27 protein-coding genes are annotated in these 25,780 nt (G+C 71.6%); 12 read left to right on the top strand and 15 right to left on the bottom strand.

All coding sequences use genetic code 11. From position 1 onward, the window contains the following. Positions 1-25: 25 nt before the first annotated feature. Positions 26-475: a MaoC/PaaZ C-terminal domain-containing protein gene (locus PSU4_RS09360; RefSeq protein ID WP_147105028.1), complete on the bottom strand. Its 450-nt coding sequence runs from the start codon at positions 473-475 to the stop codon at positions 26-28. A gap of 163 nt (positions 476-638) precedes the next feature. Between PSU4_RS09360 and PSU4_RS09355 the strand changes: the two genes are divergently transcribed. Further along, positions 639-1,934: an IS110 family transposase gene (locus PSU4_RS09355; RefSeq protein WP_281290666.1), complete on the top strand. Its 1,296-nt coding sequence runs from the start codon at positions 639-641 to the stop codon at positions 1,932-1,934. A gap of 23 nt (positions 1,935-1,957) precedes the next feature. Here the strand turns inward: PSU4_RS09355 and PSU4_RS09350 are convergent, their stop codons facing one another. From PSU4_RS09350 to PSU4_RS09310, 9 genes are all read right to left on the bottom strand, one after another. Then, positions 1,958-2,461, bottom strand: coding sequence for an FAS1-like dehydratase domain-containing protein (locus PSU4_RS09350; protein ID WP_147105022.1), 504 nt, complete (start codon positions 2,459-2,461; stop codon positions 1,958-1,960). Next, entirely contained in the window at positions 2,458-3,795 is a 1,338-nt protein-coding gene (locus PSU4_RS09345) for an MmgE/PrpD family protein (RefSeq protein ID WP_147105019.1), read from the bottom strand. Before PSU4_RS09345 ends, PSU4_RS09350 begins: the two co-directional genes overlap by 4 nt. 14 nt (positions 3,796-3,809) lie before the next feature. Continuing rightward, the gene (locus PSU4_RS09340) at positions 3,810-4,862 is read right to left on the bottom strand and encodes a zinc-binding dehydrogenase (protein ID WP_147105015.1); all 1,053 of its coding nucleotides are present in this window, start codon (positions 4,860-4,862) and stop codon (positions 3,810-3,812) included. Continuing rightward, the gene (locus PSU4_RS09335; protein WP_147105011.1) at positions 4,859-5,674 is read right to left on the bottom strand and encodes an enoyl-CoA hydratase/isomerase family protein; all 816 of its coding nucleotides are present in this window, start codon (positions 5,672-5,674) and stop codon (positions 4,859-4,861) included. The genes PSU4_RS09340 and PSU4_RS09335 overlap by 4 nt, the downstream gene beginning before the upstream one ends. Beyond that, positions 5,671-6,537 carry a branched-chain amino acid ABC transporter permease gene (locus PSU4_RS09330; RefSeq protein ID WP_147105009.1) on the bottom strand — a complete coding sequence of 289 codons (867 nt, stop codon included), beginning with the start codon at positions 6,535-6,537 and terminating at the stop codon, positions 5,671-5,673. The genes PSU4_RS09335 and PSU4_RS09330 overlap by 4 nt, the downstream gene beginning before the upstream one ends. 4 nt (positions 6,538-6,541) lie before the next feature. Continuing rightward, positions 6,542-7,249 (bottom strand): ABC transporter ATP-binding protein, encoded by a 708-nt coding sequence (locus PSU4_RS09325; protein WP_147105007.1) that lies wholly within the window; start codon positions 7,247-7,249, stop codon positions 6,542-6,544. After that, positions 7,246-8,016 carry an ABC transporter ATP-binding protein gene (locus PSU4_RS09320; protein ID WP_222596209.1) on the bottom strand — a complete coding sequence of 257 codons (771 nt, stop codon included), beginning with the start codon at positions 8,014-8,016 and terminating at the stop codon, positions 7,246-7,248. The genes PSU4_RS09325 and PSU4_RS09320 overlap by 4 nt, the downstream gene beginning before the upstream one ends. Further along, complete coding sequence (locus PSU4_RS09315; RefSeq protein WP_186816838.1) at positions 8,013-9,071, bottom strand: branched-chain amino acid ABC transporter permease; 1,059 nt, start codon at positions 9,069-9,071, stop codon at positions 8,013-8,015. The genes PSU4_RS09320 and PSU4_RS09315 overlap by 4 nt, the downstream gene beginning before the upstream one ends. Before the next feature lie 82 nt (positions 9,072-9,153). Continuing rightward, on the bottom strand, positions 9,154-10,317 hold the full coding sequence (locus PSU4_RS09310; protein WP_147105001.1) for an ABC transporter substrate-binding protein: 1,164 nt from the start codon (positions 10,315-10,317) through the stop codon (positions 9,154-9,156). 211 nt (positions 10,318-10,528) lie between these two features. Between PSU4_RS09310 and PSU4_RS09305 the strand changes: the two genes are divergently transcribed. Together PSU4_RS09305 and PSU4_RS09300 are read left to right on the top strand one after the other, a co-directional pair. Further along, entirely contained in the window at positions 10,529-11,203 is a 675-nt protein-coding gene (locus PSU4_RS09305; RefSeq protein WP_147104999.1) for an enoyl-CoA hydratase/isomerase family protein, read from the top strand. Continuing rightward, the gene (locus PSU4_RS09300; RefSeq protein ID WP_147104996.1) at positions 11,200-11,850 is read left to right on the top strand and encodes an enoyl-CoA hydratase/isomerase family protein; all 651 of its coding nucleotides are present in this window, start codon (positions 11,200-11,202) and stop codon (positions 11,848-11,850) included. The genes PSU4_RS09305 and PSU4_RS09300 overlap by 4 nt, the downstream gene beginning before the upstream one ends. Before the next feature lie 263 nt (positions 11,851-12,113). Here the strand turns inward: PSU4_RS09300 and PSU4_RS09295 are convergent, their stop codons facing one another. Genes PSU4_RS09295 through PSU4_RS09285 form a run of 3 tightly spaced genes read right to left on the bottom strand, consistent with a single transcriptional unit; the run spans position 12,114 to position 13,515 of the window. Then, a complete protein-coding gene (locus PSU4_RS09295; protein WP_147104994.1) occupies positions 12,114-12,740 on the bottom strand; it encodes a TetR/AcrR family transcriptional regulator in 627 nt (208 codons plus the stop codon). A gap of 29 nt (positions 12,741-12,769) precedes the next feature. Next, positions 12,770-13,081 (bottom strand): DUF2752 domain-containing protein, encoded by a 312-nt coding sequence (locus tag PSU4_RS33000; RefSeq protein ID WP_373866038.1) that lies wholly within the window; start codon positions 13,079-13,081, stop codon positions 12,770-12,772. A 47-nt stretch (positions 13,082-13,128) separates the two neighbouring features. Continuing rightward, positions 13,129-13,515 carry a hypothetical protein gene (locus PSU4_RS09285; protein ID WP_147104987.1) on the bottom strand — a complete coding sequence of 129 codons (387 nt, stop codon included), beginning with the start codon at positions 13,513-13,515 and terminating at the stop codon, positions 13,129-13,131. A 118-nt stretch (positions 13,516-13,633) separates the two neighbouring features. On the opposite strand from PSU4_RS09285, the gene ku reads away from it, so the two are divergent. After that, the gene (gene ku / locus PSU4_RS09280) at positions 13,634-14,656 is read left to right on the top strand and encodes a non-homologous end joining protein Ku (RefSeq protein ID WP_147104984.1); all 1,023 of its coding nucleotides are present in this window, start codon (positions 13,634-13,636) and stop codon (positions 14,654-14,656) included. 141 nt (positions 14,657-14,797) lie between these two features. Next, on the top strand, positions 14,798-15,814 hold the full coding sequence (locus PSU4_RS09275; RefSeq protein ID WP_147104975.1) for a Dyp-type peroxidase: 1,017 nt from the start codon (positions 14,798-14,800) through the stop codon (positions 15,812-15,814). 128 nt (positions 15,815-15,942) lie between these two features. Here PSU4_RS09275 and PSU4_RS09270 read toward each other — a convergent pair whose 3' ends face one another. After that, entirely contained in the window at positions 15,943-16,236 is a 294-nt protein-coding gene (locus tag PSU4_RS09270; RefSeq protein WP_147104972.1) for a Dabb family protein, read from the bottom strand. Between the two features lie 158 nt (positions 16,237-16,394). Here PSU4_RS09270 and PSU4_RS09265 point away from each other — a divergent pair, with 158 nt between their 5' ends. Genes PSU4_RS09265 through PSU4_RS09235 form a run of 7 tightly spaced genes read left to right on the top strand, consistent with a single transcriptional unit; the run spans position 16,395 to position 24,057 of the window. Then, positions 16,395-17,369: an LLM class flavin-dependent oxidoreductase gene (locus tag PSU4_RS09265; RefSeq protein ID WP_147104969.1), complete on the top strand. Its 975-nt coding sequence runs from the start codon at positions 16,395-16,397 to the stop codon at positions 17,367-17,369. A 26-nt stretch (positions 17,370-17,395) separates the two neighbouring features. After that, complete coding sequence (locus PSU4_RS09260; protein WP_147104967.1) at positions 17,396-18,169, top strand: enoyl-CoA hydratase-related protein; 774 nt, start codon at positions 17,396-17,398, stop codon at positions 18,167-18,169. Then, positions 18,166-19,311 carry an acyl-CoA dehydrogenase family protein gene (locus PSU4_RS09255; protein WP_147104964.1) on the top strand — a complete coding sequence of 382 codons (1,146 nt, stop codon included), beginning with the start codon at positions 18,166-18,168 and terminating at the stop codon, positions 19,309-19,311. The genes PSU4_RS09260 and PSU4_RS09255 overlap by 4 nt, the downstream gene beginning before the upstream one ends. Next, positions 19,304-20,347: an acyl-CoA dehydrogenase family protein gene (locus PSU4_RS09250; protein ID WP_147104961.1), complete on the top strand. Its 1,044-nt coding sequence runs from the start codon at positions 19,304-19,306 to the stop codon at positions 20,345-20,347. The genes PSU4_RS09255 and PSU4_RS09250 overlap by 8 nt, the downstream gene beginning before the upstream one ends. After that, positions 20,344-21,948 carry an AMP-binding protein gene (locus PSU4_RS09245; protein ID WP_147104958.1) on the top strand — a complete coding sequence of 535 codons (1,605 nt, stop codon included), beginning with the start codon at positions 20,344-20,346 and terminating at the stop codon, positions 21,946-21,948. Before PSU4_RS09250 ends, PSU4_RS09245 begins: the two co-directional genes overlap by 4 nt. Continuing rightward, positions 21,945-22,805, top strand: a complete 861-nt coding sequence (locus PSU4_RS09240; RefSeq protein ID WP_147104954.1) for an SMP-30/gluconolactonase/LRE family protein — start codon at positions 21,945-21,947, stop codon at positions 22,803-22,805. Before PSU4_RS09245 ends, PSU4_RS09240 begins: the two co-directional genes overlap by 4 nt. A gap of 28 nt (positions 22,806-22,833) precedes the next feature. Then, positions 22,834-24,057, top strand: coding sequence for a TetR/AcrR family transcriptional regulator (locus PSU4_RS09235; RefSeq protein ID WP_147104952.1), 1,224 nt, complete (start codon positions 22,834-22,836; stop codon positions 24,055-24,057). 42 nt (positions 24,058-24,099) lie between these two features. Here the strand turns inward: PSU4_RS09235 and PSU4_RS09230 are convergent, their stop codons facing one another. After that, complete coding sequence (locus tag PSU4_RS09230; protein ID WP_147104949.1) at positions 24,100-25,770, bottom strand: CocE/NonD family hydrolase; 1,671 nt, start codon at positions 25,768-25,770, stop codon at positions 24,100-24,102. Positions 25,771-25,780: the final 10 nt, after the last annotated feature.

Raw genomic sequence — 25,780 nt, 5'->3', positions numbered from 1 at the left:
GTGTCCTCCTCGGGAGTGGCCGCTGTCATGCGTCGCACTCCGGTAGCTCTACCGTCGCCCAGCCCGGAGCGCACGTCTCGCCGCGCTGGTTGGTCTCGACCAGCTCACAGTCGACGAGCCGCCCGTCGACCGCGGTGACGGTCCCGGTGATCCGCAGCTCGTCGCCGGGGATCGCGTACTGGCGGTTCTGCCAGCGGAAACGCGTGAGCCGCGCCCGCGGACCCGCCCATTCGACGACGAGCCGCGCCAGGTAGGAGCCGTGCAGGTGCGCGTGCACGAGCGGCCCCGGGTAGCCCTCGGTCGCGGCGTAGGGGGCGTCGAAGTGGATGCGGTGCGGGTTCCAGGTCAGCGCGCTGAACCGGAACAGGGTGATCTCGGTGGGGGTGACGACGAGCTCGCCGATCGGGTCGCCGACGGCGACGTCTCCGACGGCGGGGTACGCAGTGCCGCTGATGGCTCTACCTTCCCTTCGCACGGTGGATCCCGGCAGGGAGCGCTTCGGGCGCTTGTCCCGCGAGGACTGAGATGAGACGGCGCCCCTGCCGGGCCCCGGCGAAGGCCTGACGCCCAGGAGGGTGTGGTCCCGCGAGGACTGGTTCATCAGCACGACGCAGCGCCTTCCCGGTCCGCCGCGCAGAATGTCGCCGGCGGAAGGAGACACTCGCGTGCTGGGAATCGGCATCGACTGGGCTGAAGAGTTTCATGATGTCGCCCTCGGAACAGACGAGAAAGGGGTGATCGAACAGTTCCGCATTGCCCACAGCCCCAACGGTGTCGCCGCGCTGGTCGAGCGGGCGCTGCGCCTGGAGCCGGACCCGGCCGAGATCCGGGTCGTGCTCGAGACCCGCCACGGGCTGCTGGTCGAGGCCCTGCTGGATGCCGGGTTCACCGTGCTGCCGGTCAACCCGGACCTGGTCGCGCGACGCCGTGGCCCGGCGCGGAAGAAGGACGACACCGAGGACGCCCGGATCTGCTGTCTGCTCGCCCTCGACCGCCACCAGACGTTGAAGACGCTCATCCCGCACGGCGAGCTCGGCGGGGAGCTGCGCGCGATCGGCCGTGACGACGAACGCGCCGCCCGCGACCAGCGCCGGCTGCTCAACCGGCTCCGAGCCGACCTGCAGACCACCTACCCTGCTGCGCTCGCTCTCGCGGGCACGGATCTCGGCGCTCCGACGGTGCTGCGGCTGCTGGAGCGCTGGCCCACCCAGGACGAGCTCGCCGCGGCCTCCCGCGAGGAACTGGTCGCGTTCGCCCGCGCCGGCCGCCACGGCTGGCCCGACCGGTTCGCCGACCGCGTCACCGAAGCCCTCGCCGCGCCATCGCTGCCGACGCGGGACTACCTGGTCCGGGCCAAGGCCGCCGGGATCCGGCTGGCCGCGGTCCAACTGTTGGCCCTGCACGAGGCTCGTCGCGGCTGGGAACAGCGGATGGGCGAGCTCCTGCTGGGCGGGCGCCGCACTGGACGTGATCACACCGTCACCGACCCCGACCCGGGGAAGGCCTTCCCAGGCGGGGACATCTACCTGAGCTTCCCCGGCCTGGGAGACCGCCTCGCAGCTCGGGTCGCCGGTGAGATCGGCGAGCACATCGACCAGTTCGACTCCTCGAACGGTCTGCAGTGCTATGCCGGTCGCGCCCCGGTCACCCGACGCTCCGGAAAGAGCGACTTCGTCGTCGCCAGGCGGATGGCGCACAACCGCTACCTCGGCGACGCCGTGCACCAATGGGCGTTCTGCAGCCTCACCCAGAGCGGCTGGGCGAGAGAGTTCTACGACGCCAAGATCGCTGCCAAGAAATCCCACCACAACGCCCTGCGCGCTCTCGGCAACCGCTGGCTGGAGATCCTCTGGCACTGCCTGACCCGACGCGTCCTTTACGACGAAGACCTCCACGTCGCCAACCGCAACCGAGCCCTCGGACGAGCAGCCTGACCCGGAGGTTGACAGAGGGTGTCTCATCGGGCCAGGAAGCTCTCGTGACACTCGACGAGCAGCCGCCCGTCGGCCTCCACATAGCGGCGGTGGACCTCCAGCACCAGCAGCGGGCCCGACCTCCCCTCCTTGCGCGTCACCGCCGTCACCTCCGCGTGCATCGTGACGTCGAGCCCGGCGACGACGGGTTCGTGGAACGTCAGGTCCTGGCCGCCACCCATGAGCCGCAGCCCGGCGACGTCGACGTCGCCCAGCGGGGTGGTGGAGTTGCCGTCGGCGAGCAGGTCGGACTCGGCGGGCCCGGTGTCCCAGCCGAGGACCGCGGTCAGGTAGAGCGGCGCGGCGAGCAGGCCGTCGTACCCGAGGTCAGCAGCCGCCTCCGATGAGGCGTACTCCGGGGAGGTGTGCCCCACGACCAGGGAGAACCGTTGCAGCGCACGCTCGTCGAGGATCCCGATCCGGATCTCCTGGACCTTGCCGACGCCCGCCAGCGCCTTCTCGTACGCCTCGTCGATGGTGACCGTCACGACGTCACCGTGGCGGCCACGACGTCACGCACCGACCGGTTCTCGACGTCGAGCACGGTGTCGACGAGCGTCTGCACCGTCGACGCCGACGGCAGCTCGCCCGCCATCGCCGAGATCTGGGCGAGCAGCCCGGTGCGGTCCCAGTTGAAGTCGGCGGCGCCGTCCTCGCTGACGTGCTCGACGCGGCCGCCGTCGCGCAGGTCGATCTCCAGCTTGAACGACCGCGGCTCGAGTCCCGGGTCGGGGATCACCTCGATGCGCCGCGCCAGGTCGAGCAGCCCGTCGTCGTCGGTGCGCAGCAGGTCCGATGCGGTGACGGTGCCCCGCTCCAGCGCCACGGCGAGGCAGAACTGGGCGCTCATCAGCGCGTCGCCGGCGCCGCGGAAGGGGCCGACGGAGTCGGTGCCGGGGTAGGCGGCCTCGCCCGGGGACAGGGTGAGGCGAGCGGCGCCGACGAGCTCGGGGGTCAGGCTCTTCGAGGCGCGCAACGCCAGCGCGTCGGTCACCGGCGACTGCAGGATCGCGCACACCGGCAACGGCTTGTAGGTGACCTCTCGCACGCGCCAGGTGGAACCGAGGTCGGTGGCCACGGCCGACAGGTCGGTCTGCTCGCCCAGCATAGCCCGGTAGAACCCTTGCGCCCCTTCGAACGCGTCGGGCGCGCCGGTGCCACCGGCGGCGGCGAGGCGGGCGGCGAGCAGCCCGTTGCGGGCGCAGAAGCCGACCTGGAAGAGCCATTCCTGGCTCCCCGCGACCCAGGTCTGGTTGGTGCCGCCGGCCAGGCTCGTCGCGATGCCGATGGCGTCGGCGGTGGTCGCGGCGTCGAGCCCCAACAGCCGTGCGGCGCCCGCGGCCGCCCCGAGGACGCCGTAGACGCCGGTCGCCCGGAACCCGCGCGGGGTGGTGCGCGGCGCGAAGCCCTGCGACAGGGCACCGGCCGTCTCGTATCCGGCGGCGAGCGCGGCGACCAGCTCGGACCCCGGCGCATCCAACGACTCCCCCACGGCCAGCACCGCGGGGACCAGCGTCGCGCCGACGTGGGTGAGCCCCGGGAAGTAGACGTCGTCCTGCGCGCGGGCGTGGATCATCGTCGCGTTGACGAACGCCGCGGTGTCGGGCGCGACGGCCTTGCCGGTGCGGAACAGCCGCGCCCCGCTCCCGTCGCCCACGGCGTCGGCGTAGCGGAACGACACCCCGGTGACGACGTCGTCGGCCAGGGCCACCGCGAGGTTGTGCAGCAGCGTCACCCGGATCTTCTCGACGACGTCGGCCGGCAGCGCGTCGATGGTCAGGCCGCTGGTGAAGTCCGCGACCCGCTCGGAAATCGTGCTCATACAGGTCCCCCGATCTAGCGCGCCGGGTCCAGCAACAGCTTGCCGAACACGCCGCGGTCCTCCAGAAGTCGTTGCGCCCCTTCGATCCCGTCGAGGCCGACGGTGTCCTGCACGACGGGCCGGATCTCGCCGCGCCCCACCAGGTCCAGCACGTCGACGAGGTCCTGGCGCGACCCCGCGAACGACCCGATGACGGTGTGCTCCTTGACGAACAGGTGCCACAGGTCGAGCGAGACGGTGAAGCCCGAGTGCCCGCCCGAGGTGACCAGGCGCCCGCCGCGGGCCATGGCGTGCAGGCTGCCCTCCCAGGTGGCGGCACCGACGTGCTCGAACACCAGGTCGACGCCGCGCCCGCCGGTCCACGTCCGCACCTGGTCGGCCCACTCGGGGTCGCGGTGGTTGACGACGTGGTCGGCGCCGAGGTCGAGGGCGCGCGACATCTTGTCGGGGCTGCCCGCCGTCGCGATGACGCGTGCGCCCGCGAGCCGGGCGATCTGCACGGCGAGCACGCCGATCCCGGCGCCCGCGGCGATGACCAGCACGTCCTCGCCGACGCGGACGTCGGCGCGGCGGCGCAGCATGTGCCAGGCCGTCGGCCCGGTGACGGCGACCGCTGCGGCCGTGGAGTGGTCCATGTGGTCGGGGAGCGGGAGCAGCTGCGACGCCGGGGCGATCGCGTACTCGGCGTACCCACCGTGGGTCTGCACGCCGTAGATGCGTCCGCGCAGGCACATGTTGTCGCGCCCGACGCGGCAGAACGCGCACTCCCCGCAGGAGAGCACGGGGTCGACGACGACACGCTCACCGCCGCGCCACCTGCGGACGCCCTCGCCGACGGCGGCGACGTCGCCCGCGACCTCGGTGCCCGAGACGTGCGGGAGCGGGACGTCGGCGGGGGTCTTGCCGTCGCGGGTGAGCAGGTCGACCTGGTTGAGCCCGCACGCGCGGACCCGGATCAGCACCTCGCCCGGGCCGGGAGTGGGCACGTCGACCTCGTCGACGACGAGCCGGACGGTGCCCTCGATCTCGCGGAGCCGGGCCGCGCGCATGGTCCGTGGGAGAGTCACCGGGACCCCTTCTTGCGGAGCCCGTCCATGTACGCGGCCTTGCGGTCGGCGAACTCCGTGGACTGGAACGTCAGACCGTTGGAGACGGCCTCCATCGCGAGCTGCTCGCGCAGCGGGCTCGTCGCGCCGTTGCGGATGACGAGCTTGAGCATCCGGATCGCGTCGGGGCCCATGGTGTTGAGCTGCGCGACGACCTCGTCGACCCTCGTGCGGAGGGCCTCGACACCGTCGTGGACCTCGTTGACCAGGCCCCAGCCCTCCCCCACCTCGGCGAGGACGGGCTTGCCCAGCAACGCCATCTGCAGCGTCCGCGACGGGCCGATCGCCTTCTGCGTCAGCCACGACAACCCGAAGTCCTGCACCACCGCGAGTGTGCCGGGCACCATCCAGAACCGGGCGCCGCGCACCGCGAGCCGCATGTCGCAGGCCATCGCCAGCCCGAACCCGCCCCCGCCGACGGCGTCGCCGTTGACCGCCGCGATCGTCGGGAACGGCAGCTCGTAGAGGCCCGCGATGATGCGGTGCTGCCAGTCCAGCAGCCGCTTGCCGGAGAACACCGTCGAGGACTGCTTCTCGTCGAGGGCCTCCATGAAGAACGGCGTCGACAGGTCCACGCCCGCGGAGAACAGCCGGCCCCGGCCGGTGAGCACCAGCGCGGCGACGTCCTCGTCGGCCCCGATCCCGGCCACGGCGTCGAGGAGCTCCTCGAGCATCGCCGGGTCGAGCGCGTTGAGCTTGTCGGGACGGTCGAGGGTGATGCGGGCGACCGCCCCGTCGCGCTCGACGGAGATCGTCTCGTACTTCTGCGTCATACCTTCACCTTCGCCACCCGGCCGAGCAGGCCCGCCGGGCGGATCACGAGGACCAGGACGAACACCGCGTAGACCAGGGCGGTGCGGAAGTCCGCCGACACGTAGCCGGCGAAGAACGCCTCCAGCAGCCCGAGCACGATCGAGCCGGCGATCGCCGTCCCGATCCGGCCGAGGCCACCGAGGATCGCGCCGACGAAGCCGATCAGCGCGAGGTTGAGCCCCATGTAGGGCGAGAGCGTCAGCAGCGGCGCGGCGAAGATGCCCGCGACCGCGGCGAACACGCCCGACACCGCGAACAGGATCGTCGTCAGCCGGGCGGTGCGGATGCCCAGCACCTCGGCCGTCTCGGCGTCGGAGAACATCGCGCGCACCGCGGCGCCCCGCTTGCTGCCCAGCATCAGCACCAGCCCGGTGAACAGCACCGCCGACACGACGACGACGGCGAGCTGGTGCGCGGAGATCGAGACCGCGCCGAGCTGGAAGACGGTGCGCCCGAACGGCGAGGGGGCGGCGACGTTGACCCCGCCCGCCGAGAGTCTGATGATCTCCTCGAAGACGATCGCCAGCGCGAACGACATGATCACCGCGGCGAGCATCGCCCGTTTCGCGGCCCACTTGTAGAGCAGGTGCCACGAGCCCACCGACACCAGGGCGCCGACGACGAGCGAGACCACGATGCGTACCCACTGCGGCAGGCCCGGGAAGTACACGTAGGCCAGGTACCCGCCGAGCATCGCCTGGGCGCCCAGCGCGAAGTTGACGAAGCCCGTCGCCGTGTAGATGACGGCGTAGCCGGTCGCGATCAGACCGTAGATCGAGCCGGTGACCAGACCGGCGACGATCAGCTGCAGAAGCTTGTCCATACCCTCACACCGCCCCGAAGTAGAGGTGGGCGACCGCGTCCTCGTGCGACATCTCCTCGACCGTGCCGCCGAGCAGGATCTCCCCGCCCGACATCAGGTATCCCCTGCTGCACAGCGACATCGCGAGCGCGGCGTTCTGCTCGACCATCAGCACCCCGAGCCCGTCGGACACCAGGCCGCGCACGGCCTCCCCGACCTGTTCGTAGATCACCGGCGCCAGGCCCAGCGACATCTCGTCGATCACGAGCAGCCGCGGCTCCTGCACGAGCGCCCGGGCGATCGCGAGCATCTGCTGCTCACCGCCCGAGAGCAGCCCGGCGAGCTGGCCGCGGCGCTCACGCAGCCGGGGAAAGCGGTCCATCGCGGCGTCGATGCGCGCGCCGATCCGCTTGCCGCCGACGGCCCGCACCGCGACCTCGAGGTTCTCCCCGACGGTCAGCGGCCCGAACACGTGCCGGCCCTCGGGTACCAGCGCGATCCCGGAGTGCGCCCGCGACCAGGCGGCCTTCGACGCGTGGTCGGTGCCGTCCCAGCGGACCGCACCCGACGTCGGCTTCGTCAGCCCCATGATGCCGCGCAGCGTCGTCGTCTTCCCGGCGCCGTTCGGCCCGACCAGGCACACCGCCTCGCCGACCTCGAGGTGCAGGTCGACGCCGCGCACCACCGACACGTCGCCGTAGCCCACCGACAGGTTCTCGACCTCGAGCCTCATGCCGCGCTCCTGCCCAGGTAGGCCGTGATCACCTCGGGCATCACGCGGACCTCCGCGGGCGGGCCCTGCGCGAGCACCGCACCCTCGGCCAGCACCGTCACCCGGTCGCAGATGCCCATCACCAGCCCGATGTTGTGCTCGATGATCAGGATCGTGTACGCCGCCGCGGAGAGGTCGCGCAGCACCGCCTCCAGGAGGTCGACGTCGGCACCCGACAGGCCGGCGGCCGGCTCGTCGAGCACCAGCAGCCGCGGCTCGGTGGCCAGCGCGCGGGCGATCTCGACCAGCCGGCGTCGTCCGTAGGAGAGCTCGCCGACGTGACGGTGCGCGACGTCGGCAAGCTGCAGCGTCTCCAGCAGCTCCGCGCACCGCGCCAGGCTGGCCTTCTCCTCCCGCGACGTGCGCGGGGTGAACAGCACGTTGTTCGGGAAGCGGTACCGCAGGTGGCGGTGCCGGCCCGCCATGACGTTGGCCAGCACGTCCTCGTCCTCGAACAGCTGCGAGGTCTGGAACGACCGCGCGATGCCGCGCGAGGCCAGCTTGTGCGACGACAGCCCCGTCGTCTCCTCACCGGCGAAGTGCACGCTGCCGTCGTCGATCCGGTCGACACCGGTGAGCATGTTGACCAGGGTCGTCTTCCCGGCGCCGTTGGGCCCGATGAGGCCGTGGACCTCTCCGTCGGCGACGTCGATCGTCACCGAGTCGACGGCGACGAGGCCGCCGAAACGCCGGGTCAGGCCCCGCGCGCGCAGCAGTGGCTCGTTCACGAGCGCCCCTTCCGGTTCGCCAGTCGCCGCACCAGGGTCGACATCGCGCCGCCGATGCCCTGGGGCAGGAACAGCAGGGTCACGACGACCAGCGCCGCGTAGATCAGCAGCACGTACTCGGAGACGGCCTCGCCGTCGACGGCGCTGCGGAACCAGGTCAGCACGATCGCCGCGACGAGCACCCCCGGCAGCGAGCGCAACCCGCCGACGATCGCGATGGTCAGCACCGTCGTCGTCAGCGTGAGGCCGAAGACCGACGGGTCGAGGACGTAGGCGTAAGCGGTGTAGAGCGAGCCCGCGATCGCGGCGAACGCACCCGACAGCCCGAACGCCAGGAACCGGTACCGCCCGGTGTCGACGCCGATGCTGCGCGCCGCGACCGGGCCCTCCCGGCCCGCCATGAGCGCACGCCCCAGCTTGCTGCGGCGCATGCTCGTGATCATGACGCCGAACAGGATCACGCAGCCCAGGCCGATCCAGTAGATCAGCAGCGGGTCGTCGAGGGTGAGCCCGAAGAAGTGCAGGTCGAACCCCGCGATCCCTTGCGCCCCACCGAGGTAGTCGATGTTGCGCACGACGTTCTCACCGACGAAGCCGAACGCGAGCGTCGTCAGGGCGAGATACAGGTCCGACGCGCGCAGCGTCGCCAGCGCCATCAGCAGCCCGACCAGGGCGCCCGCCACCGCGACCAGCGGCAGCGCGATCGCGCCGTCCCAGCCGAGCTTGTCCATGAGCACGACGCCGACGTAGGCGCCGACGCCGAAGAAGCCCGCCTGCCCGAGGCTGAACAGGCCGGCGATGCCCATCAGGAAATGCAGCGACACCGCGAGCAACGCGATGATCGCCATGTAGGCCAGCAGGAACTGCTGGGCGCTGTCGATGCCGACGAACGGCAGGATCACCGCCACGATCGCGAGCACCACCGGCACGCCCCAGCGCACCCACCGCGGGGCGACGTGGCGTTCCGCGGTGAACGACGGCGGCTGCGGGTCGTCGTCGGGGGGCCCGTCGGGCCGGGTGTCCGGCGTCGCCGGGGTCGTCTTGGGGGTGCTCACCGATCCGCCTCCCGGTCGGACGGCCGCGGGCGCCAGCCCGCGGCCGTCCTGGTCGGTCATTCGTACTGCCGTGCCGGTCGGGTCAGCCCTGCGGCCACGCGGTCGTGAAGCCGGTGCCGTCCCACTGGCCGATGGTCGAGGTGGTCAGGCCGCGGCGGTTGTCCTTGGTGAACGTCCACGACTTGACCGCCTTGCCCGGCATGTCGGTCAGCGACTCCATGCCCGCGGTGATGTCGGCGGCCGTGAAGCCCTTGGCCTTCGCCGACTCGGCGGTGCCCTTCGTCGCGTCGTAGGCCATGGCCGCGATCCAGCCCGGGTCCTTGATGCCGGCCGCGACGAACCGCTGCGACAGCTCGACCGAGTTCGGGTCCGTCGCGTTGTTCGGGAACCACGGCGAGACGATCATGTAGCCCTTCGCGTCGTCGCCGGCGAGCTGGATGGCGCCCGAGGCGTCCGCGCCGACCCACTGCCCGGTCACGCCGTTCTCCCGCGACTGACGCAGCAGCTTCGCGACGTCGGCCGGGTCGGAGTCCGACAGCAGGATGTACTTGGGCTTCTTGGCGTTCAGCTCGACCATCACCGGTGTGTAGTCCGCCTGCGACGGGTCGTGGCCGATGTTCGCGACCGGGGTGATGCCCGCCGCGGCGAGGCCCTCGACCTGCTCCTTCGCACCGCCGTTGCCGAAGTCGGTGTTCGCGTGGACGATCGCGACGCCCTCGCCCGGCTGCAGCTTCGCCTTCACGAAGTCGACGACCGTCTTGTTGTTGACGTCGTTCTGCGCGCTCCAGCGGAACGTGTTCGTGTAGTTGTCGGTGATGTCGGGCAGCACCGCGAACACCGCGTGCGGGACGTCCGCGCGCTGCGTGACCTCGGCGGCCGGCAGGATGTCGAGGCTGACGACCGGGCCCATCACCAGCGGCATCTTGTCGCTGGTGACCGCGTCACGGGTCTTGGAGACGCAGATCGCCTGCTCGGACTGGCAGTCGTAGAACTTCGGCGCGATGGTGAACGGGTAGTCGCCCGAGGCGTTGAGGTCCTTGACCGCCTCGTTCACGCCGGCCTGCAGCTGCAGGCCGTAGGGGGCGTACTTGCCGGTGAGCTCGGCGACGACGGCGAACTCGAGCGTCTGCGTGTCGGCCCCGGACCCACCGGTTCCCGACGACGAACCGCCGCCGCCACACGCCGTCAGCACGAGTGCCGTCGAGGCCACCAGCGCGACGCCCAGTCGGTTTCTCCACCGCGTCATTACGGTCCTCCGGGGGTAGGAAAGAGCACGACCGACTAGTCGGTCGGGTGCCGTGGCCCGAAACTGTAGGGGCAGTCACAGAAGACCGTCAAGGACGTGTTTCGACCCTGTTACCCGGCTCCCGACACCCCTCCCTGACCGCGCTTGACAGCGCCCACGGCGCCGGGACACCCTCTCGACCGACCGGTCGGTCTGTCGTCAGGAAGGTCCTATGGCCTCCGTTCCGTTGATTGCTCGCGAGGGGGCCGTCGCCGTCGTCGAGATCGGGGACTCGTCCCTGGATGCGCTGGTCACAGCCCTGTCCACACTGACCGCCGACGTCCGCGCGGTCCTGCTCCGGCTGCCCTCGTCGCTCCCGGACGCGACCGGCTCGGGGCGGGACATCGCCGCCGTCGAGGCGCTCCCGCTGCCGACCGTCGCGCTCCTCGGGACCCGCTGCAGCGGCCTCGCCCTCGACCTCGCGCTGTGCTGCGACATCCGCATCGCCCCCACCGACGCCGTCGTCTCCGCAACCGGGCCGGCCGCCGGAACACCGCCCGTCGCCGGCACCGTCGCCCGGCTCGTGCGGACCACCGGCCAAGGCGTCGCCCGCGACATGCTGATCACCGGCCGCCCCGTCGCCGCACCCGACGCCCTCGCCTGGGGACTCGTCACGCGGCTGTCGTCGTCGGCCCCGACGGACGCCCTCGAACTGGCGACAACCCTCGCCGCTCTGTCCCCCGAAGCGCTCGGCGCCACCAAACAGCTCGCGCTCGGCGCCTCCGAGGACAGCTACGAAGCGGGCCTCGCCGCCGAACTCTCCTTGTGGCGCACCGTCCGCGACGGCGCCAACGCCCAGGAAGGCCTGTCCGCCTTCGCCGAGAAGCGCGACCCCCGGTTCACATGATCCACGTCGAACAACACGGCGACGTCGCCCAGATCGTCATGGACACCCCGCCCGTGAACGCCTTCGACCGGCCCTTCCTCGAACGGCTCGGCGAGGCGCTCGCGGGCGTCCCCGCCCACACCAGCGCCGTCGTCGTCAGCAGCGCCGTGCCGCGCATCTTCGCCGCCGGCGGCGACATCCCCTACATGGCCCGCGCCGACCTCGACGACCAGATGTCCTACGTGCAACTGTGCCAAGACGTCTACGGCGCGTTCGACCACATCGCCGTACCGACCATCGCCGCGGTCGACGGCGCCTGCCTCGGCGGCGGCCTGGAGCTCGCCCTGTCCTGCGACATTCGCGTCGTCTCGCCGGATGTCCGCCTCGGCCTGCCCGAGGCGACGCTGGGCATCCTCGCCGGAGGCGGCGCGATCCACCGGATCGTCCGGGCGCTCGGCCAGGGACCGGCCCGCGATATGCTCCTCACCGGCCGCCGCATCACCGGCGCCGACGCCCACGCCGTCGGCCTCGCCAGCCGTCTCGCGGACCCGGGCACGGTGACGGCCGCAGCCCTGGCGGTCGCCGCGGACATCGCCGCCCTCGACCGGGACGCGGTGACAACCGTGACGACGACAGCCCGCGCCGTCCTCCCCGTCGGCCGCCCGTGAGTCAGACCCCGACCACCCGCGCGCAACCTGACTGCTGTTTTTCGAGCCGGAACGAACAGTGAGGTTGCGCGCGATTCGAGTCCGACCGCGGATCGCCCTTCACCCGCGCGCAACCTCACTGCTGCGGTTCGGGCCCGGAACAACGCTGAGGTTGCGCCCGACAGACCGAGCGCAACCTGACCGCTGTCCGACGTGCCCGAGACAGCGCTGAGGTTGCGCTCGGCGTCGGGCCGTAGTTCGGGCGGCCGTTTCCCGGTAGCGGATCAGGCGTCGAGGCTCGCGGCGTGGCCCTCCAGCACCTCGGGGCCGGTGGCGATCCCCGTCATGAAGATCTGCCAGAAGTAGCGGGCGATCGACTGGTGCGTGAGCCGCCCACCCGGGCGGTACCACTGGTAGGCCCAGTTGCACATGCCGAAGAAGGCGAACGTCGTCAGACCAGGGTTCTCCACACGGAACTCCCCCGCCGCCGCACCCTCCTCGATGATCTGCCGCACCGTCTCGGTGTAGCGGTCGCGCATCTCACGCGCGACGCGCCCCTCCTCGCCGGGGATCTCGCGGTGGTGCTCGAAGTACACGCGCAGATGCCCGGGCCGGGTCTCAAGCAGGCCGAGGATGTCGTCCATGACCCGCAGCAGGATCTCGGCGCGCGGAAGCTTGTCGGCGACGCGCTGCTCGAGCCGGTCGGTCAGGTCGTGGACGAGCTCGTCGTGGATCCAGATGACGATCTGGGTCTTGCTCTGCACGTGGTGGTAGAGCGTCGGCTTCTTGATGCCGACCGCGGCGGCGATGTCGTCCATCGAGGTGGTGTGATAGCCGCGTTCGTCGAACAGCCGGGCCGCGGCGGCGACGATCTCGTCGCGACGGGCCGTTCCCTGGGGCGCCGCTTTCATGGTCCCCTCCTCAACTTCACCCTCGATGGTCACTCGGAGCCGCGAGAGTAGACCACCGCACGACCGTCCGGTCGGTCGGCGCGAGAACTTTCCGCGCGGAGCGGCCGTACCGCGGCCCGAGGCGTTGCGCGCCATACCTTCCCACTCAGCACGCGGACGAAGATCACGGCGAGCAGCACCACGCCCAGCGGATGGGCGTCGACAGAGTCCCGCACCCGTCCGCGCCAGGCCAGTGCCACCGAACGGGTCAGTCCGCAGGCGGGGCAGCGTCGGCCGGTCAGCCGTCGCCACGGGCACCCGACGGGCAGCTCCCCCTCCCCGGCCCACGCGGCGACGACCACGTACCCGGCGACGACCCGGTCCGGGGTCAGCGCCGGCGGTGCCGCTCTCACCGCGCCGAAGCCGAGACCGTGCGGGCGTAGTTGACGCGGGCATGCACGTCGTGGACCTGGTGCAGCGACCAGACAGGCAGCTGCGTCGAGTGCATCAGCCCCGGCGCCTGCACGACGACCTGCACCGAACCTCGCGTGCGCGTCTCCTTCGCCAGCAGGAACAGCAGCCCGAGGAAGCACACCAGGAAGAAGAGCACCGCGCAGACGACCGCCCACGTCGGGATCTCCTGCGTCGTGACGGACATGTCCGTCACGAACCACTGCGCCTGCCCGACGGGCGCCTGCCCGGCCGGGGTCACCACCCACGACGGTGTGACGGCGATGTCGCCGATCGTCACCAGCGGCACCTCGGGCATCGGGGCGGCCCAGTTCTCCAACGTCATCGCGTCTGCTCCTCGCGCCGTCCGGACCCGCCTGCGGCAGGCTACGGCCCGCGTGTGGAACAGGGCCCGTTGCGGGTACGTCCGATGCGGACGCAACGGCCGACGAGGAGGACCGGGCATGGCACGCGCGATCTGGACGGGCTCGATCACGTTCGGCCTGGTGTCGATCCCCGTCGGCCTGCACACGGCGACCGGCGACCACACCGTCCACTTCCACCAGTTCGAACGCGGCACCTCCGACCGTGTCCGCAACAAGCGCGTCAACGAGCGCACCGGCGACGAGGTCGAGTTCGACGACATCGTCAAGGGCGCCGACGTCGGCGACGGCGAACACGTCGTCATCGACCCCGAGGAGCTCGACGCCATCGCCCCCGGCCGGTCACGCAATCTGGAGATCAGCGACTTCGTCGAGCTCTCCGACATCGACCCGATCTGGTACCAGCGCACCTACCGGCTCGCACCCACCGAGGAGCAGTACGCGCGGCCCTACGCGCTGCTGCGTCGCGCGATGGAGGAGACCGGCCGCGCCGGTATCGGCACGTTCGTGATGCGTGGCAAGGAGTACCTGGCCGCGGTGCGACCCGACGGGGACCTGCTCGTCCTGCAGACGCTGTTCTTCGCCGACGAGGTGCGCGACACCGACGACCTCGACGTCCCGGGGCGCGTCGAGGTCAAGGGCAAGGAGCTGCAGATGGCGACGAGCCTGATCGACTCCATGAGCACCGACTGGGACCCCACGCGGTACCGCGACACCTACCGCGACCGCGTCGAGAAGCTGATCGAGGACAAGGTGGCCGGCAACGAGACCGTCGTCGAGGCCGAGCCGCCGGACGCGACGGAGATGTCCGACCTGCTCGCGGCGCTGGAGCGCAGCGTCGAGCAGGCGCGGGGACGCACACCGGGCACCGGCAGGAAGAAGGCACCCGGGAAGAAGACGCCAGGGACGAAGTCACCAGGAAAGAAGCCGCCGCAGAAGCAGACAGCGCGGAAGAAGGCCGCCGGGAAGAAGACGGGGAAGGCCCCGGACATCGACGGCGCCACGAAGACCGAGCTCACCGCGCTGGCCAAGAAGCTCGACATCCGCGGCCGCTCCTCCATGACCCGAGACGAGCTGGCCGCAGCAGTCCGCAAGGCGTCCTGACCGCCGTCGAGACCGACAGGAGTGCTGCCGGCGAGCGGGCGGACAGCACTGGCGTTGGTCTCGACGCACGGGCCGTGCAAACGGCATGATCGTCCGCGGACGCCGGGGCAGGCTCGGCGGTCCGACGATCGGAGACGCACGGTGCCGGTGGACCCCCAGCCGCAGGCGGTGCTCTCACCGCTCACCGAGAGCGCGGTGTTCCTCACCCTGACCGTGGCCGAGGGCGCCGAGCAGGCCGTCCGCGACCTGCTCCCGGAGCTGGGAGGCCTCGTCCGCTCCGTCGGCTTCCGCCTCCCCGACGAAGGTCTGACCTGCATCGTCGGCGTCGGAGCCGAGCTGTGGGACCGCACGTTCGACGGCCCCCGCCCCGCAGCCCTGCACCCGTTCCGCGAGGTCCGCGGGGCGCGCCACCACGCGCCGTCGACACCCGGCGACCTGTTCCTGCACCTGCGCGCGCTGCGGCTGTTCCCGTGCTTCGAGCTGGCCCGGCTCGTGCGGACCCGGCTCGGCGACGCCGTCGAGGTCATCGACGAGGTGCACGGGTTCCGCTACTTCGACCGCCGCGACCTGCTCGGGTTCGTCGACGGCACCGAGAACCCCGTCGGCGACGACGCCGCGGCCGCCGTCCTGGTCGGCGACGAGGACCCCGACTTCGCGGGCGGCACCTACGTCATGACGCAGAAGTACCTGCACGACCTCGACGGGTGGCAGGCGACCAGCGTCGAGGCCCGTGAGCACGCCGTCGGCCGTCGGATGCTCGACGACGTCGAGCTCGACGACGCCACCAAGCCCACGGACTCGCACGTCGCGCTGACGACGATCGTCGAGGAGGACGGCACCGAGCGGGAGATCCTGCGCGACAACATGCCCTTCGGCTCCATCGCCGACGGCGAGTACGGCACGTACTTCATCGGCTACGCCGCCGACCCCGACGTCCCGGAGCGCATGCTGCAGCGGATGTTCGTCGGCGAGCCGGAGGGCAACACCGACCGGCTCCTGGAGTTCTCGACGGCCGTGACTGGCAACCTGTTCTTCGTGCCGTCGACGGCGATGCTCGACGACCCGCCCCCCGCCCGCACCGCCGCTGTCGCCGACGAGCCCGACCCCGCGCACGCACACGGTGACCTGGGGATCGGCGACCTCCGCGGTACCGGCTGACTCCTGCGTCACACCGGGGTCGCACACCTCGACCACGGGATCTCCGCGTCAGGCCTTGGCGCGTCGGGGGCTTCGCGCTCCGTCCACAGGACGTTACGCGACCTGCTCGGTCGAACGCGGCCCGTGCATCAGTCGAGGTCGTCGACGATGAACTGGACGCTGTGCGCGGACTCGACGTGGTCGCGGGGCACCGCGAGGTGTGCTGGATGGGTGAGGTACCGGCGGAAGTCCTCGACGTTCGCGAACTCGCTGACCACCGCGTAGTCGGCGTTCGTCGCGCGCTCCCCGAGGTCGGGGCCCTGCCGGGTGCGGAGGGGGAAGTCCACCTGGCCCGGCAGCCGACCGATCGCATCGCGGAAGGCTCCGACGTCGGCGGCGCTCGCCGACGGCGTGAACCTGACCGTGAGGCAGTGCACGAGCATGGCGACCTCCGTTGCATCAGTGAGTAGTCATGGACATTAGCCTGCAGCCAACCTCGTGACCAGCACGATAGTCGCCTTCGCCAGTTATCGATGATTGACAAGTCTGAGCCGGTACACCTAACTTGCAGTCTCGACACCTTCGACCGGGAGACCCGACAATGAAGCTGGGATGCTCGTTCGCCACGTCGCTGGAGACTCCGGAGCACATCCGCATCGCGGAGGGGCTCGGTTATGAGCGGGCGCTGTGCTACGACTCGCCCGCGTTGTACCCGGACGTCTGGATGATCCTCAACCAGGCGGCCGAACGGACCGACCGGATCGTTCTCGGGCCGGGGGTGCTGATCCCGAGCCTGCGCCATCCGATGGTCACTGCCTCGGCGATCACCACGCTGGTCCACGCGGCCGGGTCCGACCGGGTCCTGATCGGGGTCGGGAGCGGCTTCACCGGCCGGCTCGCCATGGGCAGGCCTCCGGTTCCCTGGGCGCAGGTCCAGCACTACACCGAGGTCGTACAGGCGCTGCTGCGTGGGGAACAGGTCGAGTGGGAGGGCGCGATCATGCAGCTCATCCACCCCGACGTGCGGTTCGGCCCGGCACTGCCGATCGCTGTCGCCTGGGGTGTCGCCGGTGAGGGACCGAAGGGAACCCGGGTCGCCCAGGACCTCGGAGCGGAGCTGTTCCGGATCACCGTGCCCGAGCCCGACTTCCCCACGCAGATGATGATGCTGATCGGCACGGTGCTCGACGACGGCGAGGATCCGGGCTCCGCCCGGGCGATCGACGCCGCGGGCCACGGCGCCGGGCTGTTCCTGCACTGGGCCGTCGAGCACGGGGTGATCGACGAGCTGCTGGGCGAGGCGGGTCATGCCTGGGCCGCGGCCTACGACCACATCCCGGAGAATGTCCGTCACATCGCCCTGCACGACCGGCACGTGGTCGGCGTCAACGACATCGACCGTCCCTTCGTGAACGGCGAGGTGCTGACCGCGGCCGGGCTCGCGCTGTCCCGTGACCAGTGGCGGGACCGGTTCGCAGAGCTCGAGAAGGCCGGCTGCGACTGGGTCCACTTCCAGCCGGCGGGCGGCGACATCCCCCGTGAGCTCGAGGCGTTCGCCGCCGCCTACCACCGCTGACACCTCGACCGGAGGACTCCGACCCCATGCAGGACCTGACGTTCCTCGACTGGCAGACCGACGGCCCGGTCGCCACCGTGTGGTTGAACCGGCCGCCCGTGAACGCGGTCGACCAGCAGTTCTACCGCGAGATCCACACCTTCTTCAGCAACGTGGAGGAGTACCTCCCGGAGGCGAGGGTGGTGGTGCTGGCGGGGCGGGGCAAGCACTTCTGTGCGGGCAACGACCTTGCCGACTTCCAGACACTCGACCCGGGCAACGCGCCGACGCAGCTGGAGCGGGCCCGGGAGGCGTTCTGGGCGATCTACGACTCGTCGTACCCGGTGATCGCCGCGGTGCACGGCGTCGCCGTCGGTACCGGTCTGGCCATCGCGGCCTCGTGCGACCTCCTCGTCGCCGCGGAGGGAGCCCGGTTCGCCACGCCCGAGGTCAACGTGGGAGTTCTCGGTGGCGCGAAGCACCTCTCCCGGCTGGTGCCGCAGGGCATGGTGCGGCTGATGCACTACACCGGCGACCTCTACCCGGCGGAGCAGCTGCTGCCCTACGGCGGGATCGTCGACATCGTTCCGCAGGCGCAGCTCCTCGACACGGCCCGGGAGCTGGCCCGGTCGATCGGGCGGCACAGCCCCGTCACGCTGCGGCTCGCGAAGCGCAGCCTCAACGGCATCGAGTACCGCGATCTCAAGACCGGTTACGAGTTCGAACAGGGCAAGACACGCGAGCTGTCGGGCTACGCGGACTCCAAGGAGGCCGTCAACGCGTTCCTCGAGCGCCGCAACCCGGTCTACACGGGGCGGTGACCGTGGAGTCGCTGGAGGAATTCCGGGCCCGCGCCAGGTCCTGGCTCGCCGACGTCGGTCCGCTCGAGGTCCCGGCGGACCCGGACGCCCGGTTCGACGTGTTGCGGCGCTGGCAGCGAACCCTGTTCGACGCGGGCTGGGTCGGGCTCGCGTGGTCGCGGGAGGCGGGCGGGAGCGGCCTGACCCACGCTCACCAGCTCGTGTTCGTCGAGGAGCTCGTCCGGGCGCGGGCACCTCAGCCCGTCGGGCTGATCGGGCTGGAGGTCGTCGGGCCGTCGATCGACCGCTACGGCACGGACGAGCAACGCCGCGAGCTGCTGCCCCGCCTGCTCTCCGGGGACGACATCTGGTGCCAGGGCTTCTCCGAGCCCGACGCCGGGTCCGACCTCGCCTCACTGCGCACCCGCGCGGTCGCCGACGGAGCCGATCTGCTGGTCACCGGCCAGAAGATCTGGACCAGCTGGGCGCACAAGGCGCAGTGGTGTGCCCTTCTCGTCCGCACCGACCCCTCGGTCCGCAAGCAGGCGGGCATCAGCTACCTGCTCGTCGACATGGCGAGTCCCGGCATCACAGCCCGCCCGATCCGGCAGATGACCGGCGACCAGGAGTTCTGCGAGGTCTTCCTCGACGAGGTCCGGGTGCCGCGGCGCAACCTGCTCGGCGCGGAGAACGAGGGCTGGGCGATCGCCACTCACACCCTGGGCAGTGAGCGCGGAGCCGCGACCCTGCGTCGCAGGGTGGAGCTGGAGGTCGCGCTGGAGGACGCCGTCGACGCGCTCCGGAGCCGGGGCACCCTCGGTCACCGGGCCCGGGCCGCGGTCGGGCGCGCGCACGTCGCCATGCGGGTCCTCGACGCCCAGACCCGCCGGACCACCGAACGGTTGCTCGCCGACGCGGGCCCGACCCCCGTGGACTCGGTTGACAAACTCGTGCTCAACGAGGTCGAGCAGACCGTGTTCGCCGAGATCGCCGCGCTGCTGGGACCGCTGCGCGCGGTGCCGGGCTCCCGGCCGGCAGGGCTGGGCTCCGGACGATGGGCCCACGAGCACCTGTACTCGCGGGCCGCGTCCATCTACGGCGGTTCCAGCCAGATCCAACGCACCATCGTGGCCGAACGACTCCTGGGACTGCCCCGTGGCTGAGCACGACGACCTCGCGTCCGCAGTGGACGACTACCTGACCCGGACCTACGACGGCGACCGCCGTCGCAAGCTCCTCGACGCCGGAGGCTGGGACACGCGCCTCTCCGCCGAGCTCGCCGACCTCGGGTGGTACTCGCTCGCCGTGCCCGAGGAGCGTGGCGGGATCGGGGCGTCGCCCGCCGACCTCGGCCGCGTCTTCATGGAGTACGGGCGGCACCTCGTCGTCGGGCCGCAGCTGGAGAACAGCCTGCTCCCGGCGCTGGTCGAGGGCCTCACCCCGGACCCCGCCGGCATCCCCGCCGCACTCGTGGACCCGGGCGTCACGCACGACTGGGTGGACGACCTGGGCACGCTCGCGTTGACCGGACGCGAGCTCGACGGCACCGTCGACGCCGTGCGTTTCGCCGTGCAGGCGGGCGTCCTGGTGGTCCTCGTCGGCGGGACGGTCTGTCTGGTCGACCCGGACGCCCCCGGGGTGCGCATCGAGGCTCTCGACAGCGCCGATCCGGGGACCGCGTTCGGCCGCGTCTGCTTCGACGGCACGGTCGTGCGCAGGGTCCTCGCCGACGGCGGACTCGTCGACCGGATCCGCGCGTGGGCGCGGCTGCTGCTCGCGTGCGAGCTCAGCGGCGTCGCACGAGGAGCCCTCGACCGCACCGTCGAGTACGTCGCGCAACGCGAGCAGTTCGGCAGGCCGATCGGCACCTTCCAGGCCGTCAAGCATCTCGCCGCCGACATGTCCGCCCGGTCGACCAGCCTGAACAATCTGTGTCTGGCCGCCCTCGCCGACGCCGATGGCGTGTCGGACGCGGACCTGGACCTGATCTCGGCGACGGCCAAGGCCCACGCCGCCGACGCAGCGGTACAGGTCTGCGAGGACGCGATCCAGCTGCACGGCGGCATGGGCTTCACCACCGAGGCCGACGTGAGCTGGTACTACCGCCGCGCCCTGGCGCTGCGCGGCTGGTACGGCGACGCGACCGAGCTGCAGCACCGGATCGGCACCGCGCTGCTGACCACCGGGAGTCCGAGGTGAAGGCCACGAGGGTCGACGCCGAGCAGGCCCGTCGGCATGTCGCAGCGGGATTCTGGGCGGGACGTCTCGTCGACGGCTACCTGGCCGCGGCCGCCACCCGGACCCCGGAGGCCGTCGCGGTCGTCGACCGGGGCCGGCACTGGACCTACCAGGAGCTCGACGACACCGTCGACCGGTTCGCCTCCGCGCTGCAGGGCCGCGGGGTGGGGCCCGGCGACGTGGTGTCGTGGCTGCTCCCCAACCGGGTCGAAGCCGTCGTCGTCCATCTCGCGACGATCAGGCTCGGTGCGGTCAGCAATCCGATCATCCCCATCTACCGGCACCGGGAGACGGCGTTCATCCTGCGCCAGGCCGCCACGAAGGTCGCCGTGGTCCCGCACGTGTTCCGCAACTTCGACTACCCGGCGATGCTCGACGAGATCCGTGACGAGGTCCCTACGCTCGAGACCGTCGTCGTGGTCGGCGGGCCTGGCGACGGCGGCGACGGCGGCCGATCGAGCTTCGACGACCTGCTCGCCGAAGGCCACGCGGACCCGATCAGCACCCCGCGGGCGTCGGGCGACATCGCCCTCCTGCTGTACACGTCCGGCACCACCTCGGCGCCCAAGGGTGCACTGCACAGCCACGACACCCTCGATCACGAGAACCGCAGCATCATCGACTTCTTCGGCCTCTCCGCCGCCGACGTCGTCTTCATGCCGTCCCCGGTCGGCCACATCATCGGTGTGCTCTACGGGCTGCAGCTGCCGTTCATGCTGGGCGGCACCGTCGTGCTCCTCGACGTCTGGGAGCCCGGCCGGGCCCTGGAGCTCATCGAGGAACACCGCTGCACGTTCACCGTGGCGGCCACACCCTTCCTCCACGGGCTCGTCCACCACCCGTCGCTGCCGGAGCGGGACGTCAGCTCACTTCGGGTGTTCGCCTGCGGCGGCGCCGACGTCCCGCCGGAGCTGGTCAGGGCCGCGACCACGGCGCTGGGCTGCACCGTCAGCCGCGGCTACGGCTCCACCGAGTTCCCCACGGCGACGGTGTGCAACACCAGGGACGCCGTCGAGAAGCGGGCGCGGACGGACGGCAGGCCGATCGGCCCCGCCGAGGTGCGGCTCGCCCCCGACGGCGAACTCCAGGTACGCGGCCCCGAGCTGTTCCTGGGCTACCTCGACGCCTCGCTCAACGACTCCGCGTTCACCGACGACGGCTGGCTGCGCACCGGCGACCTCGCCCGAATCGACGGCGACGGCTACGTCGAGATCACCGGGCGGCAGAAGGACATCATCATCCGCGGCGGCGAGAACATCAGCGCCAAGGAGATCGAGGACCACCTCTTCGAACATCCCGACGTCGCGGACGTCGCCGTGGTGTCCTCCCCCGACCCGGTGCTCGGCGAACGGGTCTGCGCCGTCGTCGTCGCCTTGCCGGGACACCACGTGACACTGCCAGGGCTCGTCGAGTGGCTGACAGTGCGCCGGACGGCCCGTCAGAAGCTCCCCGAGCGTCTGATCCTGCTCGACGAACTGCCCCGCAACCCCAGCGGGAAGATCCAGAAGTTCCGGCTCCGCGACCTCGCACGTGAGCACACAACCCTTGGAGTGACGCGATGATGCTGCACCGCCTGACCGAGCTCGCCTCCGGGCACCGCTTCCTCGAGGGCCTGCGCTGGCACGAGAGCGCGCTGTGGGCCAGCGACTTCTTCGCCGGCACGGTTCTGACCTTCGCCCCTGACGGCGTGGCCACCACGGTCGCCGAGGTACCGGGGGCGCCGTCGGGGCTGGGGTTCCTGCCCGACGGCACCCCGCTCGTGGTCTCCCAGGCCGACGCGACGGTCCAGCGGATCGGCCCGGACGGCTCACTGAGCATCTACGCCGACTTCAGCCCCCTCGCGGGCGGCCCCGGGAACGATCTGCTGGTGGCTCCTGACGGTCACGCCTACGTCGGCAACTTCGGGTTCGCTGTCGGGACGGAGGAGCCGAAGCCGACTGCGCTGGCCCACATCGACCCGCTGGGCGCCGTACACCGCGTCGACGGCGAGGTGCTGTTCCCCAACGGAATGGCCCTCGCCGCCGACGGACGCCTGCTGCTCGCGGAGACCTTCCTGCACCGCATCACCGCCTACGACCGCGCGACCGACGGCACCCTGTCGAACCAGCAGGTCTGGGCGCAGCTGCCGGAGACGTTCATGCCGGACGGCATCGCCCTCGACACCGACGGCGGCGTCTGGTTCGGCAACGCGCTCACCACGGGCGACGACGCCGGCTTCTTCCGCGTGGTCGAGGGTGGCGAGCTCACCGACAAGGTGCCGGTGACGGGGGCGCAGGCCGTCGCATGCGCCTTCGGCGGCGACGACCTCGCCACGCTGTACATGAGCTGCAACGCCACCACGCTCGAGGAGTTCGTCCAGGGGCAGTCCAAGGGCGCGATCGCCACCGCGTCGGTCGGACGGACCGGACTCCCTCGCTAGGATCCGTGCGGCGGGAGGAGGCCACGGCATGGACGCAGCGAGCGCGCCGCCGCGTTCGCGGCCACGCAACCGGCGGGCCGAGATCGCCCGCAACGCCGGCGAGCTGTTCAGCGTCCGTGGCTTCCACGCCGTGCGCATGGACGACATCGCGGAGGCGAGCGGCATCACGGCCCGCGCCCTGTACCGCCACTACGCCAACAAGCAGGCCTTGCTCTCCCACGTGGTGCTGGAGGATCAGCAACACGTCGTCGACACGATCACGGAGCTGAGCGCGCAGCCACCCGGGCGACGCGACCTGGACACCACGTTGGCCGCGCTCACCGAGGCCGCGCTGGACAGTCGGCGACTCTCCCTGCTGTGGCAGCGCGAGGCACGCCACCTCGACCCCGACGACTTCCGGCTGGTCCGGAGCCGGACGCGGTGGATCGCCGACCAGCTGGACCAGCTGCTCCTCGCCGACCGGCAGCCCGAGCTGGGCGCTCAGGTCACCGACATCCGCAGCTGGGTGATCGTCAGCGTCATCTCCGGCGCCGGGTTCTACGACAGTCCGCTCCCCCGGGCTCATCTCTCCCGGGAGCTCGCCGCGGCGAGCAGGCGGGTGATCGACGCCCCGGCGGCGCCCGCCGCGGAGGAGCCTGCGCGGTCCGCCGAACGCGTCCCGCTGGCCCGTCGGGAGCAGCTGGTGTCTGCCGCGGCGACCGAGTTCCGCGCGAAAGGCTTCGCGGGCGTCGGCATCGACGACATCGGCAGCCGGGTCGGCGTCGTCGGGCCGGCCCTGTACCGCTACTTCGACACCAAGGCCGACGTCCTGGTCGCCGCCGTCACCCGGCTGCACGAGTGGCTGGCCCTGGAGACGATCCGCGCCCTGCGCACCCCCGGCCCGGATGCCGCGGTTCTCGGCCGGCTCGTCGACGGGTACGTCCGCGTCGCACTCGACGCGACCGATCTCCTCGCCGTCTGGCTCACCGAACGGCTCTACCTACCCGACGCCGCCCGCGAGCGCATCGACCGGATTCAGGCCGACAATCTGGCCGAATGGCAGCGCTGGCTCACGGTGGCCCGCCCCGGCCTTTCCGACGCCGACGCCGCGACGCTGGTCAAGACCGCGAAGACGATCGTCGACGACTGCGCAAGGATCCCCCACTTCCGGCGCTACCCGACGGTGGCGGGTGAACTGTCGCTCGCGGCGCTGGCCGCCCTGGGGCTGTCCGGACCCGACGGCCGAGAGTCGGTCCGACCTGCGGGGTCGTGACACGCGCCGGACCTCGCGTCGATCGCTCCCCGCCGGGGCGTCTCAGCCGACGACCGGCAACACCACGCGGGAGCGGCCGTCGACGGGGAGGGTTCTCGTCGACGGGCGCAGGGTCGAGCCGGTGGCGGCGGGTTCGCCCGAGCCGAGGTTGCGGGCGAGGCGGGGGTGCGCGCCGCCGGAGATCTGCAGCCGGACGCGGTGGCCGGGGCCGAAGCGGTGCGCGGTGCCAGCGAGCTCGACGCGCACGACCTGGTCGCGGTCGGCGTCGGTGAGCCGGACGAAGCCGTCGGTCACGTTGAACGACCGGCCGCGCTCGTCGACGTCGCAGATTCTGACGAAGAGGTCGGCGTGCGGGTTGTCGCTGCGGTGCGCGAGCTCGACGACGACCGTGCCCGCCACCTCCAGCGTCCGCGTGAGCGGCTCCCCGGTGAAGGTGACGACGTCGTCGCGTGACTCCAGCGGCCCGTTGTCGACCACGCCCGCGGTCTTGCCGTCGAGCAGCGGCCCGCCGAGCGCGGGGGTCGGGTCGGTGGGGTCGTAGGTGAAGGTGACGGGCGCGGCGGGCTGCGTGGACGCCGTCGCCGCGAGGCCGCGGCCGGGTTCGAGGTAGAGCTCCCGCGGTGAGGTCGGCGGGGGCCAGTCGGCGGAGCCGCGCCAGCCGGCGTCGGCACCGGTGACGTGGACGCGCACCGGGGTCGGGCGCCCTTCGGGGCGGCCCGCCAGCCGGGCGCCGAGGAAGTCGAGGGTTTCTTTCACCACGCGCCCGCCACCGCGGGCGGCGGCGTCGGTGTGGGTCCAGGGCCCGACGGTCAGGGCGACGTCGAGGCCGCGTCCGCGCAGGTGGGCCCACTGGTCGAGGGTCTGGCGGATGAAGATGTCCTGCCAGCCGCCGACGAGCAGGACCGGCGTCTGGACGCGGTCGAGCGCGGCGGAGAGCTGCATGGGCTTCCAGAAGGGGTCGGCGGCGTCGGGCCGGGCGGCCCAGTCGCGGTACCACGGGGCCTGACCGGCGAGCAGGGTCTCACCGGCCGCGACGAGCGGGATTCCGTCCATGGCGGTCCGTTGGCGGCGTTGGGTGGAGCGTTCCCGCAGCAGCCGTTGCGTGAGCGAGCCGTCCTCCTGGTGGGCGACCATGTCGCTCCAGCCGAGGAAGTCGGCCAGCGAGAACGAGCCGATGCCGTGGGTGGAGCGGTTGAAGTCGTGCGGGCCGACGACGATGACCGACGCGGCGAGCTCGGGCGGCGGGTCCATGAGCAGCGCCCACTGGGTGAAGCCCAGGTAGGACATGCCGAGCGTCGCGAAGCTGCCGATGAACCACGGCTGGTCGCGCATCCATGCGACGGTGTCCTGGCCGTCTTCGATCTCGCGTCGCATGGGTTCGAACGCCCCGCCCGACCCGAAGGTCCCGCGCACGCTCTGCAGCAGCACCTGCCAGCCGCGGGCGGCGTAGACGCGGGCGAAGGCGAGGCTGTTGAGGGTGGTGCGGCCGTAGGGGCCGCGGACGAGGATCGTGCCGAGCGGGGTCTCGTCGGCGGGGGTGTAGAGGTCGCCGATCAGGTCGATGCCGTCGCGCATCGGTGCGCGCAAGCCGAGGGTGACGGTGTAGCGGCCGCCGGGTGGGAGCTTCCAGACGCGGTCGATGATCCGGTCGGCGAGCCGCATTCCTCGCCCGGCCTGCCGGGCTGCCGGTGCCGTTGCGACCGTCGTGGTCATCCGCGTCTCC

The organism is Pseudonocardia sulfidoxydans NBRC 16205, assembly GCF_007989085.1.
Taxonomy (GTDB): domain Bacteria; phylum Actinomycetota; class Actinomycetes; order Mycobacteriales; family Pseudonocardiaceae; genus Pseudonocardia; species Pseudonocardia sulfidoxydans.
This window is presented reverse-complemented; position numbering and strand designations above follow the sequence as displayed.

Bases quoted from the DNA above. Each gene is read 5' to 3' on its own strand.
- PSU4_RS09355 (WP_281290666.1), top strand. From the start codon at position 639: ATGTCGCCGGCGGAAGGAGACACTCGCGTGCTGGGAATCGGCATCGAC.
- PSU4_RS09345 (WP_147105019.1), bottom strand. From the start codon at position 3,795: ATGAGCACGATTTCCGAGCGGGTCGCGGACTTCACCAGCGGCCTGACC.
- PSU4_RS09335 (WP_147105011.1), bottom strand. From the start codon at position 5,674: ATGACGCAGAAGTACGAGACGATCTCCGTCGAGCGCGACGGGGCGGTC.
- PSU4_RS09330 (WP_147105009.1), bottom strand. From the start codon at position 6,537: ATGGACAAGCTTCTGCAGCTGATCGTCGCCGGTCTGGTCACCGGCTCG.
- PSU4_RS09325 (WP_147105007.1), bottom strand. From the start codon at position 7,249: ATGAGGCTCGAGGTCGAGAACCTGTCGGTGGGCTACGGCGACGTGTCG.
- PSU4_RS09310 (WP_147105001.1), bottom strand. From the start codon at position 10,317: ATGACGCGGTGGAGAAACCGACTGGGCGTCGCGCTGGTGGCCTCGACG.
- PSU4_RS09305 (WP_147104999.1), top strand. From the start codon at position 10,529: ATGGCCTCCGTTCCGTTGATTGCTCGCGAGGGGGCCGTCGCCGTCGTC.
- PSU4_RS09300 (WP_147104996.1), top strand. From the start codon at position 11,200: ATGATCCACGTCGAACAACACGGCGACGTCGCCCAGATCGTCATGGAC.
- PSU4_RS09295 (WP_147104994.1), bottom strand. From the start codon at position 12,740: ATGAAAGCGGCGCCCCAGGGAACGGCCCGTCGCGACGAGATCGTCGCC.
- PSU4_RS09285 (WP_147104987.1), bottom strand. From the start codon at position 13,515: ATGACGTTGGAGAACTGGGCCGCCCCGATGCCCGAGGTGCCGCTGGTG.
- ku (WP_147104984.1), top strand. From the start codon at position 13,634: ATGGCACGCGCGATCTGGACGGGCTCGATCACGTTCGGCCTGGTGTCG.
- PSU4_RS09270 (WP_147104972.1), bottom strand. From the start codon at position 16,236: ATGCTCGTGCACTGCCTCACGGTCAGGTTCACGCCGTCGGCGAGCGCC.
- PSU4_RS09265 (WP_147104969.1), top strand. From the start codon at position 16,395: ATGAAGCTGGGATGCTCGTTCGCCACGTCGCTGGAGACTCCGGAGCAC.
- PSU4_RS09260 (WP_147104967.1), top strand. From the start codon at position 17,396: ATGCAGGACCTGACGTTCCTCGACTGGCAGACCGACGGCCCGGTCGCC.
- PSU4_RS09240 (WP_147104954.1), top strand. From the start codon at position 21,945: ATGATGCTGCACCGCCTGACCGAGCTCGCCTCCGGGCACCGCTTCCTC.
- PSU4_RS09235 (WP_147104952.1), top strand. From the start codon at position 22,834: ATGGACGCAGCGAGCGCGCCGCCGCGTTCGCGGCCACGCAACCGGCGG.
- PSU4_RS09230 (WP_147104949.1), bottom strand. From the start codon at position 25,770: ATGACCACGACGGTCGCAACGGCACCGGCAGCCCGGCAGGCCGGGCGA.